Annotated in this window: 15 protein-coding genes; 1 reads left to right on the top strand and 14 read right to left on the bottom strand. The window is 67.9% G+C overall.

Annotated features, from left to right (window positions below):
* Positions 1 to 11: 11 nt before the first annotated feature.
* The 10 genes from ACFMRZ_RS31400 to ACFMRZ_RS31355 form a co-directional block, all read right to left on the bottom strand.
* Positions 12 to 1013 carry a diiron oxygenase gene (locus tag ACFMRZ_RS31400; RefSeq protein WP_280275876.1) on the bottom strand — a complete coding sequence of 334 codons (1002 nt, stop codon included), beginning with the start codon at positions 1011 to 1013 and terminating at the stop codon, positions 12 to 14.
* Positions 1014 to 1265: 252 nt separating this feature from the next.
* Positions 1266 to 2414, bottom strand: a complete 1149-nt coding sequence (locus ACFMRZ_RS31395) for an Hsp70 family protein (protein WP_400181853.1) — start codon at positions 2412 to 2414, stop codon at positions 1266 to 1268.
* A 320-nt stretch (positions 2415 to 2734) separates the two neighbouring features.
* On the bottom strand, positions 2735 to 3349 hold the full coding sequence (locus ACFMRZ_RS31390) for a hypothetical protein (RefSeq protein WP_280368311.1): 615 nt from the start codon (positions 3347 to 3349) through the stop codon (positions 2735 to 2737).
* A gap of 322 nt (positions 3350 to 3671) precedes the next feature.
* Positions 3672 to 4667 (bottom strand): sulfate ABC transporter ATP-binding protein, encoded by a 996-nt coding sequence (locus ACFMRZ_RS31385; protein ID WP_280275854.1) that lies wholly within the window; start codon positions 4665 to 4667, stop codon positions 3672 to 3674.
* Between the two features lie 22 nt (positions 4668 to 4689).
* The gene (gene cysW, locus ACFMRZ_RS31380; protein WP_280275853.1) at positions 4690 to 5499 is read right to left on the bottom strand and encodes a sulfate ABC transporter permease subunit CysW; all 810 of its coding nucleotides are present in this window, start codon (positions 5497 to 5499) and stop codon (positions 4690 to 4692) included.
* A complete protein-coding gene (gene cysT, locus ACFMRZ_RS31375; protein ID WP_400183018.1) occupies positions 5496 to 6296 on the bottom strand; it encodes a sulfate ABC transporter permease subunit CysT in 801 nt (266 codons plus the stop codon). Before cysT ends, cysW begins: the two co-directional genes overlap by 4 nt.
* 68 nt (positions 6297 to 6364) lie before the next feature.
* Positions 6365 to 7408, bottom strand: coding sequence for a sulfate ABC transporter substrate-binding protein (locus ACFMRZ_RS31370; RefSeq protein ID WP_400181852.1), 1044 nt, complete (start codon positions 7406 to 7408; stop codon positions 6365 to 6367).
* Positions 7409 to 7609: 201 nt separating this feature from the next.
* The gene (locus ACFMRZ_RS31365) at positions 7610 to 7699 is read right to left on the bottom strand and encodes an Ms4533A family Cys-rich leader peptide (protein WP_324194030.1); all 90 of its coding nucleotides are present in this window, start codon (positions 7697 to 7699) and stop codon (positions 7610 to 7612) included.
* Between the two features lie 257 nt (positions 7700 to 7956).
* Positions 7957 to 8220 carry a hypothetical protein gene (locus ACFMRZ_RS31360; RefSeq protein WP_280275851.1) on the bottom strand — a complete coding sequence of 88 codons (264 nt, stop codon included), beginning with the start codon at positions 8218 to 8220 and terminating at the stop codon, positions 7957 to 7959.
* Positions 8221 to 8312: 92 nt separating this feature from the next.
* Positions 8313 to 8540 carry a hypothetical protein gene (locus ACFMRZ_RS31355; protein WP_400181851.1) on the bottom strand — a complete coding sequence of 76 codons (228 nt, stop codon included), beginning with the start codon at positions 8538 to 8540 and terminating at the stop codon, positions 8313 to 8315.
* Between the two features lie 385 nt (positions 8541 to 8925).
* On the opposite strand from ACFMRZ_RS31355, the gene ACFMRZ_RS31350 reads away from it, so the two are divergent.
* The gene (locus ACFMRZ_RS31350; RefSeq protein ID WP_400181850.1) at positions 8926 to 10965 is read left to right on the top strand and encodes a glycoside hydrolase family 15 protein; all 2040 of its coding nucleotides are present in this window, start codon (positions 8926 to 8928) and stop codon (positions 10963 to 10965) included.
* A gap of 3 nt (positions 10966 to 10968) precedes the next feature.
* Here the strand turns inward: ACFMRZ_RS31350 and ACFMRZ_RS31345 are convergent, their stop codons facing one another.
* From ACFMRZ_RS31345 to lepA, 4 genes are all read right to left on the bottom strand, one after another.
* A complete protein-coding gene (locus ACFMRZ_RS31345; RefSeq protein ID WP_400181849.1) occupies positions 10969 to 11238 on the bottom strand; it encodes a hypothetical protein in 270 nt (89 codons plus the stop codon).
* Between the two features lie 85 nt (positions 11239 to 11323).
* Entirely contained in the window at positions 11324 to 13117 is a 1794-nt protein-coding gene (locus ACFMRZ_RS31340; protein WP_280368318.1) for a hypothetical protein, read from the bottom strand.
* Positions 13114 to 16026 (bottom strand): hypothetical protein, encoded by a 2913-nt coding sequence (locus ACFMRZ_RS31335; protein ID WP_400181848.1) that lies wholly within the window; start codon positions 16024 to 16026, stop codon positions 13114 to 13116. The genes ACFMRZ_RS31340 and ACFMRZ_RS31335 overlap by 4 nt, the downstream gene beginning before the upstream one ends.
* A gap of 260 nt (positions 16027 to 16286) precedes the next feature.
* Positions 16287 to 18131, bottom strand: coding sequence for a translation elongation factor 4 (gene lepA, locus ACFMRZ_RS31330; RefSeq protein WP_400181847.1), 1845 nt, complete (start codon positions 18129 to 18131; stop codon positions 16287 to 16289).
* Between the last annotated feature and the right edge of the window lie 187 nt (positions 18132 to 18318).

Below are 18318 nucleotides of genomic sequence, written 5' to 3'. Positions count from 1 at the left end.
CCGGTCGCCGCTCAGCCGGCCCGGGAGCGCAGCGGCTCCGAACGGTACCGGGTGGTGTGGCCGTCGATGTGCAGCAGCTTCCACACCCGCTTGGCGATCGGGTTCATCAGCCCGATCTCCTTGGCCAGCGTGCGCACGTCGCCGAAGAAGTCGCTGAACTCCCGCTTGGCATCGTCGGTGCCGTAGAACAGCTCCTTGCGCACGTAGTCCGGGATGTCGAACTCGCGCCAGAACGACCGCGGCGGGGTGTAGATCGAGCGGCCCAGGATGAACATGACCACCGGCATCAGCAGCGACAGCGCGAACTTGTTGGCCGCCTTGGCCTCCGGCACGTGCTGCTTGAGGAACTCGTGCGCGAACGAGATGTGCCGCGCCTCCTCCGCCACGTGGATGGACATCACGCCGCGCATGATCGGGTGCACTTCCTCGCCCGAGCGCAGGATCGCCTTCTGGATGTGGTCGATCGGCTCCTCACCGGCGAGCACGGCCATGAAGAACAGGTTCGGGAACTTCGCGGCCACCGGCGCGCCGATGTACTTGAACTTGCTGACCAGCGGCCCCATGCCGGGCACGTCCAGGCCGATGCGGTTCACCATCTCCTGGAACATCAGGGTGTGGTTGTGCTCCTCGATCATCTCGTGGGAGCAGTAGCGGAACTCCGGCGAGCCGTTGGGCAGGCCGAAGTTGTGCGTCACCATGCCGCTGATCAGGATCGACTCGAACTGCAGGCCGACCTTGGCCACATTGGCCTGGCGGTACTTGCCGATGGCGATCTTCCGCTCCAGCGGCAGCGCCTGGTACCAGGGATGGCGGCCGAGGGCGTCACCGGACACCGGCAGTACCCAGCGCTCCTCGCCGGCGTCGGCGGCGAAGTCGGGGTTGTCCCAGTCGATGTCCTCGAACGGGTCGAAATGCTTGTTGACCGAGCCCTCGGACAGCAGCATCAGCTTCTGCGCATACTCCTGAGCCTGGGCGACCACGGGGTCGACGTCGGGCGTCGCGGCAACAGACATTGTCGTCACAGCCTCTCCATCTCGCTTACTAACTGTGTCCCATAGTTACACCAACACCCGAGATGGTCAATAGCGACATGACACCGGAACGAATTCGAGTGCACATCTGTACACCGAAGAACCCCCAGCATCGCGCCACAGCGCAGGCCAGGGCCGCATAAGCGCACCCCTACCGTGCAGTACCGTGTCTCGGATCACGTTCACCGAGTACCGCGCATGACGCGGGTTCACACGGTACTGATCATGGAAAAGTCACCGATACAGGTGCACCAGGCACGAATCGGCAGTCACCGCGCCGACAGTGGCCTCGTCGCCGGCGACGGCGGTCGCCGCGAACAGCGCGCCCGTGGCCACCAAGGACGCGGTGATCGCGGCCCGGCTCAGCCGCCGACCGAGCAGGCGGCCGGCACCGGCCCGCTCGGCGTCGGCCTGGCCCGTGCCCCACCAGCTCCGGCGTACCCGGACCGGGCCGAACTCCTCCTCCGCGGCGCGCCGGGCGAGGATCGCCGCGCCCTCGGCGACCGTGCGCTCCGGGTCGGGCGCCACGATCACGGGGCGGGCCAGGGCGGACGCGAGCACCCCGGCCACCTCGGGCGGACGGGCGGCGCCGCCGATGACCAGGACGCGGTCGACGTCGGCCATGGTGACATCGGCGACGCGCAGGCACTGATAGACGACCTCGAGGGATTTGCGCACGTGCGCAGTGCGGCGTTCGGTGATCACCGTATCCGTGTCGGCGTCCGGGTTCTCCGCGGAACGCCAATCCGAGCGGGCCATCTGAGCACCGAACGCGCGGCCGCCGAACTTGGTGGAGCGCAACGACTCTCCGACCACCGGATTGCCGGGACTGCCCGCGCCGACCCGGACCAGCGTGACTCGCAATCCCGAACCGCCCAGGTCGTAGACCAGCGCCAGGCCCGGCATCAAGGGCCCGCAGGCATCCTCCAGCCAGGCCGCCGCGGCCACCGGTTCGGCGGCCAGCACGGCTTGCTGAAGGCCGACAGCGTCGAGCGCCGCACGCAACTCCTCCACCCGCTGCGGCGGATAGCCGACGGGATGGGCGACGGTGATGCCGTCTTCGGGCGCCGGCTCGGCGCCGAGCACATCCACCAGCACGCTCGAGGCGACCGTCGCTACCAGGTCGGCGGGTGACAACGCGCGGTGGCCGACCCGCGCGGACGGGGCCGTGCGCTGGGTCAGATCGGCGAAATCGGTGATGGCGCGGCCGTGTTTGGGGATGCGGCCGACCCGCGCGGTGCCGGTGCTGTCGAAGGTGAGCGTGGTGCGCCACGTGGCCGGCTGCCCGCCCGACCGGCGACCTCCGCCCCTGCCGCCGATCCCGCCCTCGACGGCGCACACGGTATTGACCGTGCCGATACTGACTCCGAGCCCAACACGCATCAACGTCCCACCTCGATCGACTAACCGCAACCGAACCGTGATCCGAACGAGATACAGGCAACCACGGTGCTGAGAGATTGCCAACTACCGGACAAGTGGTTGTCCGCCCGAGCGCCGGTTACGCGGCATCTCGCCGGGTTATCCGGTACACCGACTTCTACCTGGGTAAAAGTTGATCTTCAACAGTCCGTGGAGCTTGTCTACAGCGGACACACGGCGGCGGAAAGTGGTTTGCTGACAAAGAACTCGCTGCTGAACCGGGCAGTCGGATCCGCGTGACAGCGAACCCTGTTGCCACACAACGCCTCCGGTCCGACGACTCACTCCGCGAGGATGTCGCCGACCATGGCCGCGGCCTGTTCCTCCCATTGCGCGTAGGCCGTCGGGAACGCCGAGGCCTGGGTGGCCTGCGCCGACTGCCACAGCGGCAGTTCGCGGTAGTCCGGGACCCGGGCGGTGAGGGCGTCGAGGAAGGCGCCGGCGGCGTACGCCGGATCGGTCAACTGTTCCGGCGCACCCCACCCGGTCGACGGGCGCTGCTGGAAGAGTCCCAGCGAGTCGTAGTCGACGGGCACGGTCAGGTTCTCCAACAGCGATTCCTGCAGCGCGGTGGCCAGCGCGATCACAGCCGCGTAGACGGGCAGCGCGCGCTCGCGGGCCGCCGCAACGACGACCCGCGCGTTGTCCCACTGATGCGGGCCCGGCTGGAATCGCTGCTGATATCCGACGGTTTCGCGCGGGAGCAGTTCTTCCGGCGCGGGATCGACGTAGGCGTCGCGCGGCGGCCGGGGCAACGGGATCGGGTCGGCGTACATCCGGACGAGTTCCGGTGCGACCACGCGCGGCCGGTCGTGCGCCGCGGCATTGTTTCCGGCGCAGAGCGCAAGCACAATACACACAGCCACGGCGACCAGCGATATTCGGGGAATTGGCATGGAAGAAGGCTTTTCTGTGCAGCCGACGCTCCCCACCCGTTTCCGTGCTCGCAATGTCGACATACGGCAGCGACGGCGGTGACAGGGACTACCCGGCGGCAATTTCCACCGGGCGAGAATTATGCGATCGCGCGTCTGCGCGACCCGACGAGCGCACGTTCCGAAGGACAGCGGAATTACTCGTTTCGCATGAGTGGTATTCGACCACATTCAAGCGAATGCGAACGCTATTTCCTCACGGTGTGTCGCGGCGCGGCACACCGTTGTCCCGTGATTTCAGCATGATCGAAACGTGATCACGCAGATCGCGCAATAGCAGGCATCAACGCGCCGACAGGTCAGGAATTCGGGTGGCCCGGGCGTAGACCGTTTCGCCGTCGGTCAGCCGCAACGCCTCGGCGTCACCGCGGGTGACCTGCGCGGTGAACAGATCGCCGGTGGCCGCGTTGCGCAATTCCAATCGCACTTCGAAGCCCAGCCGGACGATCCGCTCCACGGTGGCACGGGTGACGCCGGCCGATTCGGCGGTGCCCTCGTGCTCGGCCAGCGCCATGCCGGGGTCGCGCCCGATCCGAATATCGTGCGGCCGCACCAGATGCCCGTTCAATTTCGCCACGGCGCCCAGGAACGACATGACGAAATCGTTGGCCGGGCGGTCGTAGACGTCCTCGGGGCTGCCGACCTGTTCGATGCGACCGGCATTCATCACCGCGATCCGGTCGGCCACATCCAGGGCCTCCTCCTGGTCGTGGGTGACCAGCACGGTGGTGACGTGCACTTCCTCGTGCAGACGGCGCAGCCATTTGCGCAGATCCTGGCGGACCTTGGCGTCCAGCGCGCCGAACGGCTCGTCCAGCAGCAGCACCTGCGGATCCACGGCCAGCGCCCGGGCCAGGGCCATGCGCTGGCGCTGGCCACCGGACAATTGGGCCGGATAGCGGTGCTGGAAGCCGTCCAGACCGACGATGCCGAGCAATTCGTCGACCCGCTTGCCGATCTCGCTCTTGGGCCGCTTGCGAATCTTCAGACCGAATGCCACATTGTCGCGCACGGTCATGTGCTTGAACGCCGCGTAATGCTGGAAGACGAATCCGATATCCCGCTTCTGCGGCCGCACCCGGGTGACATCGCGCCCGGCGATGGTCACCACACCGGAATCCAGCGACTCCAATCCGGCGATCGACCGCAACAGCGTCGACTTACCCGAACCGGACGGCCCGAGCAGCGCGGTCAGCTCGCCCGAGGGAATCTCGATGCTGACGTCGTCGAGGGCGGCGAAGGTGCCATAGGACTTCTTGGCATTGGTGACAGTAATCATTTTCCTGCCTCCGGCATGGTGATCATTTCGCAGTGCCCCGCTTACGTTCCAGAACGGTCATGAGAAGAAGAGTGACGAGTGCCATGCCCATCAGCAGGGTTGCCGCACAGTAGGCACCGAAGATATTGCGGTCGTTCATGTATCGCGCGTTGACCAGTAGGGTCAGGGTCTGCCCGCCGCCGGGCAGGCCGGTGGCGACCATGATCACCGCGCCGAATTCGCCCAGCGCCCGGGCCACCGTGAGGACGATGCCGTAGGTCAGGCCCCAGCGGATCGCCGGCAGCGTGATCCGCCAGAACGTCTGCCAGCGCGAGGCGCCCAGCGTCGTCGCGGCCTGCTCCTGATCGTCGCCGATCTCGTGCAGCACCGGCTCCACCTCGCGCACCACATAGGGCAGCGTGACGAAGACGGTGGCGATCACCATGCCCGGCAGTCCGAAGATGACCCGGAAGCCCAGGCTCTCCACGCCGCCGAACCAGCCGCTCGCGCCCCACAGCATGATCAGTGAGACACCGACGACCACCGGCGACACCGCGAACGGCAGATCCACCACGCCCTGGACCAGGGTGCGGCCCGGGAAGTTCCCGCGCACCAGCGCGATCGCGGTCACGATGCCGAAGATGACGTTCAGCGGCACCACGATCAGCACGATGACCATCGAGATGTTGAACGCCGAGATGGCCGCCGGGGTGGAGATCCAGTCGATGAACTGGCCGATGCCGTTCTCGAAGCTGCGCCAGAGGATGAGCAACAGCGGCAGCACGAGCAGGGCCAGCAGATACAGCAGCGCCACGGTGCGCAGCGACAAGCGGGTGAGGACAGACAGTTTCATCGCGTCGCCTGCTCCTTGCGTGCGCTGCGGTCCGAGAACAGCCGCAGCACCAACAATGTCACGAACGAGATCACCAGCAACGCCACCGACACCGCCGCCGCGTTCACCGGACGGTCGACCTCGATCTGCTGCTGGATGTACTGCGAGGCGACCTGGGTCTTGCCGGGAATGTTGCCGCCGATCAGCACCACCGACCCGAACTCGCCGATGGCACGGGCGAAGGCCAGCCCGCCGCCGGAGATGATGGCGGGCACCAGCGTCGGCAGCACGATGCGGCGGAAGGTGGTCCAGTTGTCGGCGCCCAGCGAGATCGCGGCCTGCTCCACCTCCGCGTCGGCCTCAATCAGCACCGGCTGCACCGAGCGCACCACGAACGGCAGCGTCACGAACGCCAACGCCACCACCAGGCCGGGTTGCGTCGCGTTGAGATGCACGTCGATCGGGCTCTGCGGACCGTACAGCGACAGCATCACGATGCTGGCCACGATGGTCGGCAGCGCGAAAGGCAGGTCGATCAGCGCGTTCACCACGGACTTACCGGGGAAGTCGTCGCGCACCAGCACCCACGCCACCAGCGTGCCCATCACGACGTTGAGCAGCGCCACGACCACCGACACCAGGACGGTGACGCGCAGCGCGTCGAGGGCGGCCGGAGCGGTCACCGCGTCCCAGAATCCGGACCAGCCGTTGTCGAAGGAATGAAAGGTCAGCGCGGCCAGCGGCAGCAGCACGATCACGCTCAGCCAGAGCACGGCCGTGGCGATGCTCAGCGGTCCGACCGAGCCGGTCACCCGCAGCCACGATCGGAGGCCGCCCTTGTTTCTCGGCGGCGCGGGAGACCCGGCGCCGACACTGATGTCGCTCACTATTTGGTCGCCTTGTCATAGATGGCCGCGATACTGCCGGAGCCGGGCGCGAACAGCTCCTTGTCGACCTGTTTCCAACCGCCCAGATCCGCGATGGTCCACAATTTCTGCGGCTGCGGGAAGTCCTTGTTGAATTCCTCCGCCACCTCGGGGTCGACCGGCCGGAAACCGGCCTGCGCCCAGGCGCGCTGCCCCGCCGGGGTGTACTGAAAGTCCTTGAACGCCACGGCCTTCTCGAGATTGCGGCTGGTCTTCAGCACCGCGATGGGATTCTCGATCTTGAAGGTGACCGGAGGCACGGAGTACTCGATCGAGTCGCCCTGGCGCTGCGAGAAGATCGCCTCGTTCTCGTAGCTGAGCAGTACGTCGCCGGTGCCCTGCAGGAAGGTCTCGGTGGCCTCGCGGCCGGATTTCGGCTGCACCTTCACGTGCTCGGGGGTGACCAGTTTGCTCAGGTAGTCGAGGCCGCCCTGCGGGTTCTTACCGCCGTCGCTCTTCGCGGCGTACGGGGCGAGCAGGTTCCATTTGGCCGATCCGGAGCTGAACGGATTCGGCGTGACCACCTCGACGCCCGGCTTCAACAGGTCGTCCCAGGTCTTGATGTTCTTCGGATTGCCCTTGCGCACCACGATCGCGACCACCGAACCGAACGGGATGCCCTTGTGAGCGTCGGCGTTCCAGTTCTGGTCGACCAGGCCCGCATCCACCAGCCGGGTGATGTCGGGCTCGACGGAGAAGTTCACCACGTCGGCCTGAGCGCCGTCTTTGACCTTGCGGGACTGATCGCCCGACGCGCCGTAGGACTGCTGCACCTGCACTCCCGACCCGGCCGAGGTCTTGTTGAACGTCGGGATGACCTTGTCGAATCCCGGCTTCGGGGTCGCGTAGGCGTACAGGGTGAGCGTGCCGCCCTTGCCTCCGCCCGCGCTGGTGCCGGGAATATCGCTGGCGCCGCCGCTGCACGCACTGAGCACGGCCGCCGCCAGCACGATCAACGCGACGGCCGGCGCCACCCTGACCGGGACCCACGGGCTGCGAGACATCGGATGTGAACCCTTCCTGTGCCCGCCGGTACCGGTCACGGCCCCGACGGTGAAACTCCGACTTTTGCCGCTACGCTTTGCCGCACATAGGGATTCGGCAATGGCGCGGCCGACCCGAGGGGCCGCCACGACGGAAACGCTCTGAAAGGTGCGTCGGCAAGTCTAAGGGAGCCGACCCAGCGCGAGCGTCACCGCGCGCGCTCAGCGACAGTGAATGTCCGCGACCACGAGGCAGCCGACTGCGATCAACGCCAACTCATGGCGGACCTGCGGCAAAACACTCGATGACACGGGGGAACTGTAGCAGAGCAGAATGACTGCCCGCTAATCAATCGAAAACGAACCGGAGGAACCAAATGACCAGTCCGGACCGTATCCGACGCAGCTTTCCGGAACGGCGAGCCATCGAAGAAACCCCTGATCCGCACGGTGCGCGACCTCGGACGCGATGTCGGCGCCGCGGCGAGCACCGTGGGTCAGGAAGTGGGTGAACAGATGTCGAACAATACGAAAATGGTTGGGGCTGTACGGGACTCGGCGTCAGCCGGTCACTCGTCCTCGACCTCGGGCGGGCTCTCGAGCAGGTCGAGGATCCACTCCTCGGTGGCCGACTCCTCGCCGTCCTCGTTGGTCTCCTCGACCCGCAGCTGGTTGTGCAGCCGCACGCCCAAGCCGAGCACCTGAGCGGCCCGCACCATCTCCACGGCCTCCTCCGGAGACGCGTAGTGGGTGGCGAGAACGCGCGGTCCCTCGTCGAGCTCGTCGGAGTCCAGCAACTGCGCGATCTCCGCGAATTCCTCATCGGTTGACATGCCGTGCACAGTACCTCAGCGGGTCAGCAGCCAGGCGACGATCAGTAGCAGCAGGAGTGCGACCAGGGCTAATTGCACGCGAGAACGGGGCATTAGGCGGCCTCCTCGTGCATGGGGGGGCGGTGTCGGCTGCTGTCGGCGGGTGCGGAGCGGTCTCGGCCCAGCAACCGTAGGACGACGCGGAGGGTGCGGTCGAGGAGCAGGGCTATGGCGAAGCTGGCGGGGAGGGCTCCGATCATTACGACCAGGAATTGGGGAAGGAAGGGGAGGCCTGCTACCCAGAGTTCGAAACCGTCCCACCAGCCTGCTATGCGATGCACGGGGTTCAGCTTATGTCCTCGGGTGTGTGGCTGGGTTGGGAGGGGATGGCTGTGTTTTTGGCCTTCGCTTCGCTTCGGCGGGTTTTCGGCGCCCTTGGTCTCGGTTTTCGGGTGCCGCTGCTGGCTCCTTCGTCGCTTTGCAGCGGCACCCGAAAACCGAGACGCGCCGAAAACTTACGGGGTTGGCGGGCTACAGGGGAGGTTTTTGGCGGAGGGGGTGCGTTTGGCGGGTGGGAGGGCGAGAGGGGGTGGGGAGGCGAGAGGGGGTGAGAGGGCGAGAGGAGGTGGGAGAGGGTGAGAGGGCGAGAGGGGGTGGGAGAGGGCGGGAGGGGGTGGATGAGAGGGGGCTGTGGACGTGGGGGTGGTGGGGCGTGATGATGGGTTTATGTCGTCCTTTGATGAGCCGATCAGTGGTGTGGCGGGGGTGGGGCAGCCGTTGGAACCTGCTGTTCCGCGGGATGCGTTGGAGGATGTGGTGGATGTTTCGCTTGCTGGGGGGTTCATTCCGGGAGGGTCGGGGGGCTCGCATCGGTCGGCGTATCCGCCTATCGATGACTACGCGTTCTTGTCGGATTGTGAGACCAGTTGTCTGGTTGCGCGTAATGGGGCTGTGGAGTGGATGTGTTTGCCGCGGCCGGATTCGCCCAGTGTGTTCGGGGCGATGCTGGATCGGAGTGCGGGGCATTTTCGGGTGGGGCCGTATGGGGTGAATGTGCCGGCGGCTCGGCGCTATCTGCCGGGCGGGATGATCGTGGAGACGACCTGGCAGACCGAGACGGGGTGGTTGATCGTCCGCGATGCGCTGGTGCTCGGGCCGTGGCACAACAACGACAAGCGCAGTCGGACCTATCGGCGTACGCCGCGGGATTGGGATGCCGAGCATATTTTGCTGCGCACGGTGAAATGTGTGAACGGTGTGGTCGAGTTGGAGCTGACCTGCGAACCGTCCTTCGACTATCACCGCGGCGTGGCCTCCTGGGCCTACACGGGGCAGGTGTACGAGCAGGCGACCGCCAGCTGCGCGGACGTTCCGGGCGCGCCCGAACTCACCCTCACCACCGATATGCGGCTGGGGCTGGAGGGGCGATCGGCGCAGGCCCGCACGCGCATGCAGGAGGGCGACGAGGTGTTCGTGGCGCTGTCCTGGTCGCCGCTGCCGCCGCCGCGCACCTTCGCCGAGGCCGCGCAGAAGATGTGGGCAACGACCGAGTACTGGCGCCAATGGATCACGCTCGGGAAGTTTCCGGACCACGAGTGGCGCGGCTACCTCCAGCGCAGCGCGCTCACCTTGAAGGGCCTCACCTACGCGCCGACCGGGGCCCTGCTCGCGGCCGCCACCACGTCGCTGCCGGAAACCCCTGGGGGCGAACGCAACTGGGACTACCGCTACAGCTGGGTGCGCGACTCCACCTTCGCCCTGTGGGGCCTCTACACGCTGGGCCTCAACCGCGAGGCCGACGACTTCTTCGCCTTCCTCTACGACGTCGCCAACAGCGACAACGGGGACACCCTGCCGCTACAGGTGCTCTACGGCATCGGCGGCGAACGTGAGATCACCGAATACGAACTCGGGCATCTGCACGGTTACGACGGCGCGCAGCCGGTCCGCATCGGCAACGACGCCTACCAGCAGGATCAGCACGACATCTGGGGCACCATCCTGGATTCGGTGTACCTGCACGTGAAGTCGCGCCAGCAGGTGCCGGAATCGCTGTGGCCGATCCTGGAGCGGCAGGTGCGGGCCGCGATCGAGCACTGGCGCGAGCCCGACCGCAGCCTGTGGGAGGTGCGCGGCGAACCCCGGCACTTCACCTCGTCGAAGGTGATGTGCTGGGTGGCGCTGGACCGCGGCGCGAAACTGGCCGAGATGCACGGCGAATACGACTACGCCGAGAAATGGCACGACATCGCCGCGGAGATCCACGCCGACATCCTCGACAACGGCGTCAACGCCGACGGCGTCTTCACCCAGACCTACGGGGGCGACACCCTGGACGCCTCACTGCTGCTGGTCCCCCTGCTGCGATTCCTCCCGCCCGACGACGCCCGGGTGCGCAAGACCGTGCTGGCGATCGCCGACGATCTCACCGAGCAGGGCTTGGTGCTGCGGTATCGCACCGAATCCACCGACGACGGTCTGAGCGGAAAGGAGGGCACCTTCACCATCTGTTCGTTCTGGCTGGTGTCGGCGCTGGTGGAGATCGGCGAGGTGCAGCGCGCGCGGCATCTGCTGGAGCGGCTGCTGGGCTATTCGAGCCCGCTCAAGCTCTACGCCGAGGAGATCGATCCGAGATCGGGGCGGCATCTGGGGAACTACCCGCAGGCCTTCACGCATCTGGCGCTGATCAACGCCGTCATGCACGTGATCCGGGCGGAGGAGACGGTCGGCGCGGGCGAATTCCATCCGGCGCACCGGACCGCTTGAGCCCTAGCGGTCGGTCGGCGACTGCCCGCCCGTCGGCGTGCACTTGATCGTGTCGAACTTGGCTTGCCCACGCCATTCCGGGCGCGCCCGCAAACGCGCCTGGGAGGTGCCGTTGCGAGCCTCCACGACGACGGACTCCAACTGCTGACCGTCGTAACCCTGGGCCGTGCAACTGTAGGTCGGTACGGCGGCGGCCTCCGGGGCGACCACCACGGCCACCGCGGAACCCAATAACAGGGCGACCGGCAGACCGGCAACGAGTTTGGTGCGCACAACGACTCCATCCCGCGACAACACGTTCGGCCAGGTAACTTACCTCACCAGCCTGTCGGCAGCACCCGGATCGGGTCGCCGCGGACTAGGCGGCGTCGGCGCGTTCGCGGATATCGCGGAGGCGGACCAGGGTCTTCTCGATCTCGGTGAGGCGGCGGTCGCGGCTCTCCGGGGAGTGCACGGCGGCGGCCTCCTCGGCGGCGCGCAGCGATTCGTCGACCGTGCGCAGGGTCTGATTGGCGATCTCGGTGAAATGGTCGCGCAGGGTGCGCTGCACGTTGCGCAGCCGGAACCGGGATTCCTTGCTGACCTGGAAGATGACGTCGTCCATCAGCCGCGCCACGGCCACCTTCGCCTCGGACTGGCGACGGTCCCGGCGCATCTTGCGGTCCTCCCACACCGCGTTGATACCGAGCGCCGCCGCGGCCGCACCCGAATACCAGTTCACCAGAGGAAGATTCAGCAACTGGGTGAGCACGCCGACCATCAGCAGGCCGCCGTAGGAGCCCCGCATGGCGTTCAGAACCGATTGGGTCACACTGACTTTCGCGCTGCCCAGCGGTTCCAGCGACGCCACCGGCTCGAGTACCTCGCCCGGATTCTCCAGCCGCATGTCCGGCAGCGGCACATCCCATTCGGTGTGCGGGAACTTCTCCGACACCTGCTCGGCCAGTTCGATCGAGCGGTAGTGCGCGATGACGAAGTTCTCCTCGACCGCCTCGCAGATGCGGGCGTCCAGGTCGGCGCCGAACTCCTGCCAGCGACGGGCCGGGTCGCGCTTGCCGATCTCCGACTCGGCCTCCCGGATCAGCGTGCGCAGCCGGTGCCGCAGGTCGTGTTCGATGTCGGCCATCAGCTCCGAACAGCCGTCGGCCAGGGTGACCTGCCAGTTCGCCGAGCGCTGCCGCAGTTCGTCGGCGTCGGCGCGGGCGGTGCGCAGTTGTTCGGTGAGCGCGCTGCGGCGGCGCGGGTCGCGCAGCGTCTCGGCCTCGGTGCGCAGCGCCATCGCGAGGTGGTCGGTGATGGTGCGGATGTCGCGGACCGCGGCCTCGCGGGCCACCGCGTCGGCGCGCGCAAGCACGTACTCGCGCAGGTGATCCAGCAGTTGCGGCACGCCCGACTCGAGGTCGCGGCGCTGATCGCCGGCGGCCCGCAGGTGCAGTTCGGCGGAGATGGGCGCGACGGCGAATCCGAGCCCGGCCGCGTCCAGCAGTTCCCGGTTGCGCTGCTGCACCCGCGCCCAGTACGGGTACCGATCGATCTTGTTGAGCACGCAGATCACCGTCGGGCAGACCTGCTGGATGCGCTGCAGCAACGCGATCTGGTCGGGCGTGTACTCCGCCCCGGCGTCGGCGACGTACAGCGCGGCGTCGGCGGCCGCGATCAGTGACCAAGTGGTCGGGGTGTCGGCGGGTGCGCCGGGCGCGTCCATCACCACGAAGCCCTCGGCCAGCAGCGGGCTGGGCTCGGTGAACTCCGCGCGGATGACATCCGCGGCGGCGAGTGCCGGGCCCGGGTCGAGGGGGTCGACGGACTGGCGTTCGGTGCGTCCGCCGCCGATCGCGCGGACCAGGGTCGCCGTCGGCCGCGGACCGTACTCGGCGATCGCGGGCACGCTGATCGGGCTGTCGGTCGGGCTGACCGCCGTCCCGACCAGGCCGTTGACCAGCGTGCTCATGCCGTTCTTCGGCTCGCCGACCACGACCAGGCGCACCCGGGGATCGGCCACCCGCGCGCGGGCCATGCCCAGCCGGGCGGACAGGTCGGCCCGACCCGCGGTACGGGTCTGTTCGAGCAGGTCGTCGAGCAGTCCGAGCAGCGGCGCCATCGCGTCCGGATGCTTGGCGGCGGCGGATTCCACTGCGGCCGTTCCGGTCACAGCATGATGTGGTGGTCGGTGACGGGGTGCAGCACCGGGTGATCGAATTCCGCGCCGGTCGGGCCGGGCAGCAGGGTGCCGGACAGCGCGTGGTGGTCGCCGCCGGACAGGCTCACCGGCCAGGCCGCGGCGTCGGCCGAATCCGACTGGTACGACATCGGTTTCACCGGGTGCACGCCGTTGGGCGCCGGGTCGATGGTCGTCGGCGGCTTCACCGTGTGCGGCTGGGTCATCGGCTGCGTGTGGGTCGCGACGCCACCGCTGTCGCCGGGATCCGGCTGCACCGGCTTGCTGATGCTGGGAACCGTCGGAGCATGACTGGGCATGGTAGTGGGGGCGGACCCGGTCGGTTCGTGCGAGGGCATGTCGCGGGTGGGTTCGTGACCCGAGCCGTCGTGCGTCGGGAGCGTCGCGGTCGGCTCGTCGCCGTCGGACGGGGTGGGCCGGTGCGTGCCGCCCGCGGGCTGATCGGAGTCCGTGTCGCGCGGCAAGGTGACCGTGGGGGTGACGCTGGTGGGGTCCGTGTCCCTGGTCCCGCTCGGGTTCGTGGACGTTCCCGGCCTGGTGTTGTCCGGCGTCGACGGGTCGGGTTTGGTGGTGCCCGGCTCCGTGGTCGGCACGACCGTGGTGGACCGTCCCGGCCCGAAGATCGGCAGGCCCGGCGCGCTGGGGTCGGTGCTGTGCGACGACGTGCCGCCGGGAGTGGTCGGACCGACATGCGGCATGGTCGACGGCGCGGAGCTGCCCGTCAACGCCTGCGTGGGCGTCGACGACACCGGCGAATCCTCGTGCGGGCGAGTCGAACCCGGATACCCGGCGTGGTCCGGACCGCGTTCGGACAGTGCCGGCCCGGCAACGACGGGCACGGTCAACGGCACCGAACCGGGATGCGCGAACAGGACATTGCCGACCGGGTGCGCGACCATCTCCGGCTGAACGGTGTTCTGCAGCGGTGTCACGACAACGGGCTGAGCGATGACCGGCGCGGGCGGAGGCACCGGAGCCGGCGGAGCCGCGATAGGCGCGGGCGCGGTGGTAATGGGTTGTGCCACAGCGACATTCGGCATAGGCGCGGGCGCCACAGCGGGCATGGGAGCGGGAGCGGCGGCCAGGGGCGCGGGAACCCCCGCAGGGCCACCCGCAACCGGGACAGGCGCACCACCCACCGCGGGCGCACCTACCCCGGGGGCACTACCCACCGCGGGCGCACCACCCACCGCGGGCGCACCTAGCCCGGGCGCACCACCCACCGCAGGCGCACCTACCCCGGGGGCACTACCCACCGCGGGCGCGGCACCCATCGCGCCAACGGGCTGCACACCCGGACCAGCGGACTGCGCACCCACGACAGGCTGCGCACTCCCAGCGCCAGCGACATGTGTACCCGAACCAGCAGACTGCGCACCCTCCCGACCGGCGGCATGCACACCGGAACCGGCGACTTGCGCACCTTCGGGACCGGACGGCAATCCATGCGAACCCGGGATCACGGAACCCGATCCGGCCCCCGGTTGCACACCAGCCGCCACCGGACCACCGTGCACGTCGGTACCCGTACCCTGCGCGCCGATACCGTGCGAACCGGGGATCGCGGAACCCGACGGGGTGCCCGGCTGCGCACCGAACGCTGCGGGACCGGTGTGTCCGTCGATACCCGTGACCTGTGCGCCTGCCGAACCAGCCTCTTGCGCGCCCACTGGACCGGCGAACTGCGCGCCGTGCGAACCGGGGATCATGGAACCCGGTCCGGCCTCCGGGTGGGCAGCAGCTGCCGGACCGATGTGCGTATCCGTGGTTTGCGGGACGCCGATGGCAGTGGGATCTAGTGACGTGCCGGGGGCGTGGGAGCGGAGGCCGGGCAGCAAAGGGCCGTCGCCGGGGGTCGACGGGTTGGCGACGCCGCCGAGCCAGTCGCTGTAGTGGTCGAGTTGGTGACCGACATCCCCGACGACTATGTCGACCTGGGCGCCGCCGGTCACCCAGATGCCGTCGAGACCGATGTGGGCGTCGAGGGTCGCTTGGGTGTCGAAAAACACGCCGATCATGTGGCCGTCGCCGATCCCGTCGAACGCGTGGCCGGTGTCGGTGGTGCCGTCGGGCAGGCCGAAGCCGTTGGCTCCCAGCCCGTTCATGCCCGGGAGATTGAGACCGTAGGTGCCGGGCAGGCCGAGGCCGTGCCCGAACGCGCCCGTCGGATGCGGGTGGGCGTCGAACGGCCCGAACCAGTGCCCGTCCTCGTCGTCGGGCAGCACGCGACCGGTCGAGGCGACGTCGCCGACCGTGGAGCTGGTCGGATGCGTCAGATAACCGGGCAGGTCGAAGCCCTCGTCACTGAAGCCCGGCAGGCCCGGCAGCCCGAAACCGGGATCGCTGAGCGAGCCGAACGGCAGCGAACCGGAATCGCCGTAGTCGGGCATCGTGGACTGACCCGAACCGTGCGACCCGCCGGGCGCCTGCCCCCCGGAACCGCCCGACGACACCGACGGCGAATATCCGTCACCCGTCGGGACCGAGTACCAGTATCCGCCCCCGTTGAACGAGCCGTCCGGCGTGGACATCCCGAAGCCGCCGTCCTGCGGCGGAGTCCACTGGTGCGGGGCGGCGGGCTCGGCCGGCGCGGGCTTGCCGAGCACCGGGGGCGGCACGGAATCCGGATCCGGATCCGGATAGGTCACCACCGGGCTGGGCGCGTCGGGCTGCGGATCGTCGGGAACCAGGCCCGTGATGCGGCTGGTGTGCGACTCGTTGGTGGGCGCCGGGGAGCCGTTGGAGGCGATCAGCGCACCGCCGGTGACATACGCGCCCGCCCGCGCCACCCGCGCGACGCCGGTGGCGACACGATATGCGGCGTCTCCCGCGTGATCGCCCGCGCCCGGATCGTCGTCCTCGATGGGCAGGTCACGCGTCATACAAGCTCCGCTCTCAGGTGTTCGGTGTCCGAACCGAACGGTGGTGTTGCCAATTCAGATCGCTTTACACCTTATTTCCGGACAACCGGCCTGTCACATCCTTTGGGCCCGGTCGGCACGGCCGTCTTCGAACCGCCGAACGGGAACCGACCATACGCCGGTGCGCTCCACATCCTGGCAGTGCTGGTTTCAGTATGAAAGCCCCAAGATCAACGGGCAATACCAACCGGTCACACGCTCAGACCAGCGCGAACGCGCCGCTACTTTCCCTTCGACTTATCCGTCGACGACTCCGTGGAAAGCGCCGCCACGAAGGCCTCCTGCGGCACATCGACCCGACCGATGGTCTTCATGCGCTTCTTGCCCTCCTTCTGCTTCTCCAGCAGCTTGCGCTTGCGGCTGATATCGCCGCCATAGCATTTGGCGAGCACGTCCTTGCGAATCGCGCGAATGTTCTCGCGGGCGATGACCTTCGACCCGACCGCCGCCTGAATCGGCACCTCGAACTGCTGACGCGGGATCAGCTCCTTGAGCTTCTCGGTCATCCGCCGACCGTAGGCCTGCGCCGCGTCGCGGTGCACGATCGCCGAGAACGCGTCGACCGCCTCGCCCTGCAGCAGGATGTCCACCTTCACCAGGTCGGCCTCCTGCTCGCCGGCCTCCTCGTAGTCGAGGCTGGCGTAACCGCGCGTGCGCGACTTCAGCGAATCGAAGAAATCGAAGATGATCTCCGCCATCGGCAGCGTGTACCGCATCTCGACGCGGGTTTCCGACAGATAGTCCATGCCGCCCAGCTCGCCGCGCCGCGACTGGCACAGCTCCATGATCGAACCGATGAATTCGCTCGGCGAGATGATGGTGACCTTCACGATCGGCTCGTACACCGCCCGCGACTTGCCCTCCGGCCAATACGAGGGATTGGTGACGACGTGCTCCGTGCCGTCCTCCATGACCACCCGGTAGATCACGTTGGGCGCGGTGGAGATCAGATCCAGATCGAATTCGCGCTGCAACCGCTCGCGGGTGATCTCCATGTGCAGCAGGCCCAGGAACCCGCAGCGGAAACCGAAGCCCAGCGCCACCGACGTCTCCGGCTGATAGGTCAGCGCGGCATCGTTGAGCTGCAACTTGTCCAGCGCGTCACGCAGATCCGGATAGTCCGAGCCGTCCACCGGATACAGGCCCGAGAACACCATCGGCGACGGCTCGCGGTAACCGGTGAGTGGTTCGGCGGCACCGCCGCGCGCGAAGGTCACCGTGTCGCCGACCTTCGACTGACGCACATCCTTCACACCGGTGATGAGATAACCGACCTCACCGACACCGAGACCCTGCGTCGGCTTCGGCTCCGGGGAGACGATCCCGATTTCCAGCAGTTCGTGCGTCGCGCCGGTCGACATCATCTTGATCTTCTCGCGCGGCGTGAGCTTGCCGTCCACCACGCGGACGTAGGTGACCACGCCCCGATAGGTGTCGTAGACCGAATCGAAGATCATCGCGCGGGCCGGGGCGTCGGACGCACCCACCGGCGCCGGAACCTTCTCGATCACGGTGTTCAGCAGCTCCGGCACGCCCACGCCGGTCTTGCCGGACACCCGCAGCACATCCTCCGGCTCACAACCCACGATGTGGGCGAGCTCCGCGGCGTAGCGATCCGGATCGGCGGCCGGCAGATCGATCTTGTTGAGGACCGGGATGACCTCCAGATCCTTGTCCAGTGCCAGATACAGATTGGCCAGCGTCTGCGCCTCGATCCCCTGCGCCGCGTCGACCAGCAGCACCGCGCCCTCACACGCCTCGAGCGCCCGCGACACCTCGTAGGTGAAGTCGACGTGGCCCGGAGTATCGATCAGGTGCATCACGTAGTCGTCGCCGTCGACCGACCACGGCAGCCGGACGTTCTGGGCCTTGATGGTGATACCGCGCTCCCGCTCGATATCCATCCGGTCCAGGTACTGCGCGCGCATCTGCCGCTCCTCGACCACGCCGGTCAGCTGCAGCATGCGGTCGGCCAGGGTGGATTTCCCGTGGTCGATGTGGGCGATGATGCAGAAGTTCCGGATCCGCGCGGGATCGGTGAACGTCGTATCGGCGAAGCTAGGCACTCCACCCTCTCTCTGATTGCGCCGCCTCCGGCGTCGCGGGTTTGCGGTGTTCGATTGCCGCGGCTCCGCCACGGCGGGTTTGCGGCGCCCTATGGCTCGGTTTTCGGCGGCCGCCGCTTGCTCCTTCGTCGCTTGCGCGGCGGCCACCGAAAACCGAGCCGCGCCGCAAACCGTTGGGGGAGGCGGG

The organism is Nocardia sp. N2S4-5, from assembly GCF_044628355.1.
Classification (GTDB): Bacteria; Actinomycetota; Actinomycetes; order Mycobacteriales; family Mycobacteriaceae; genus Nocardia; species Nocardia wallacei_B.
The sequence above is the reverse complement of the archived record's forward strand: the minus strand, read 5'-3'. Positions and strand labels throughout refer to the sequence as shown.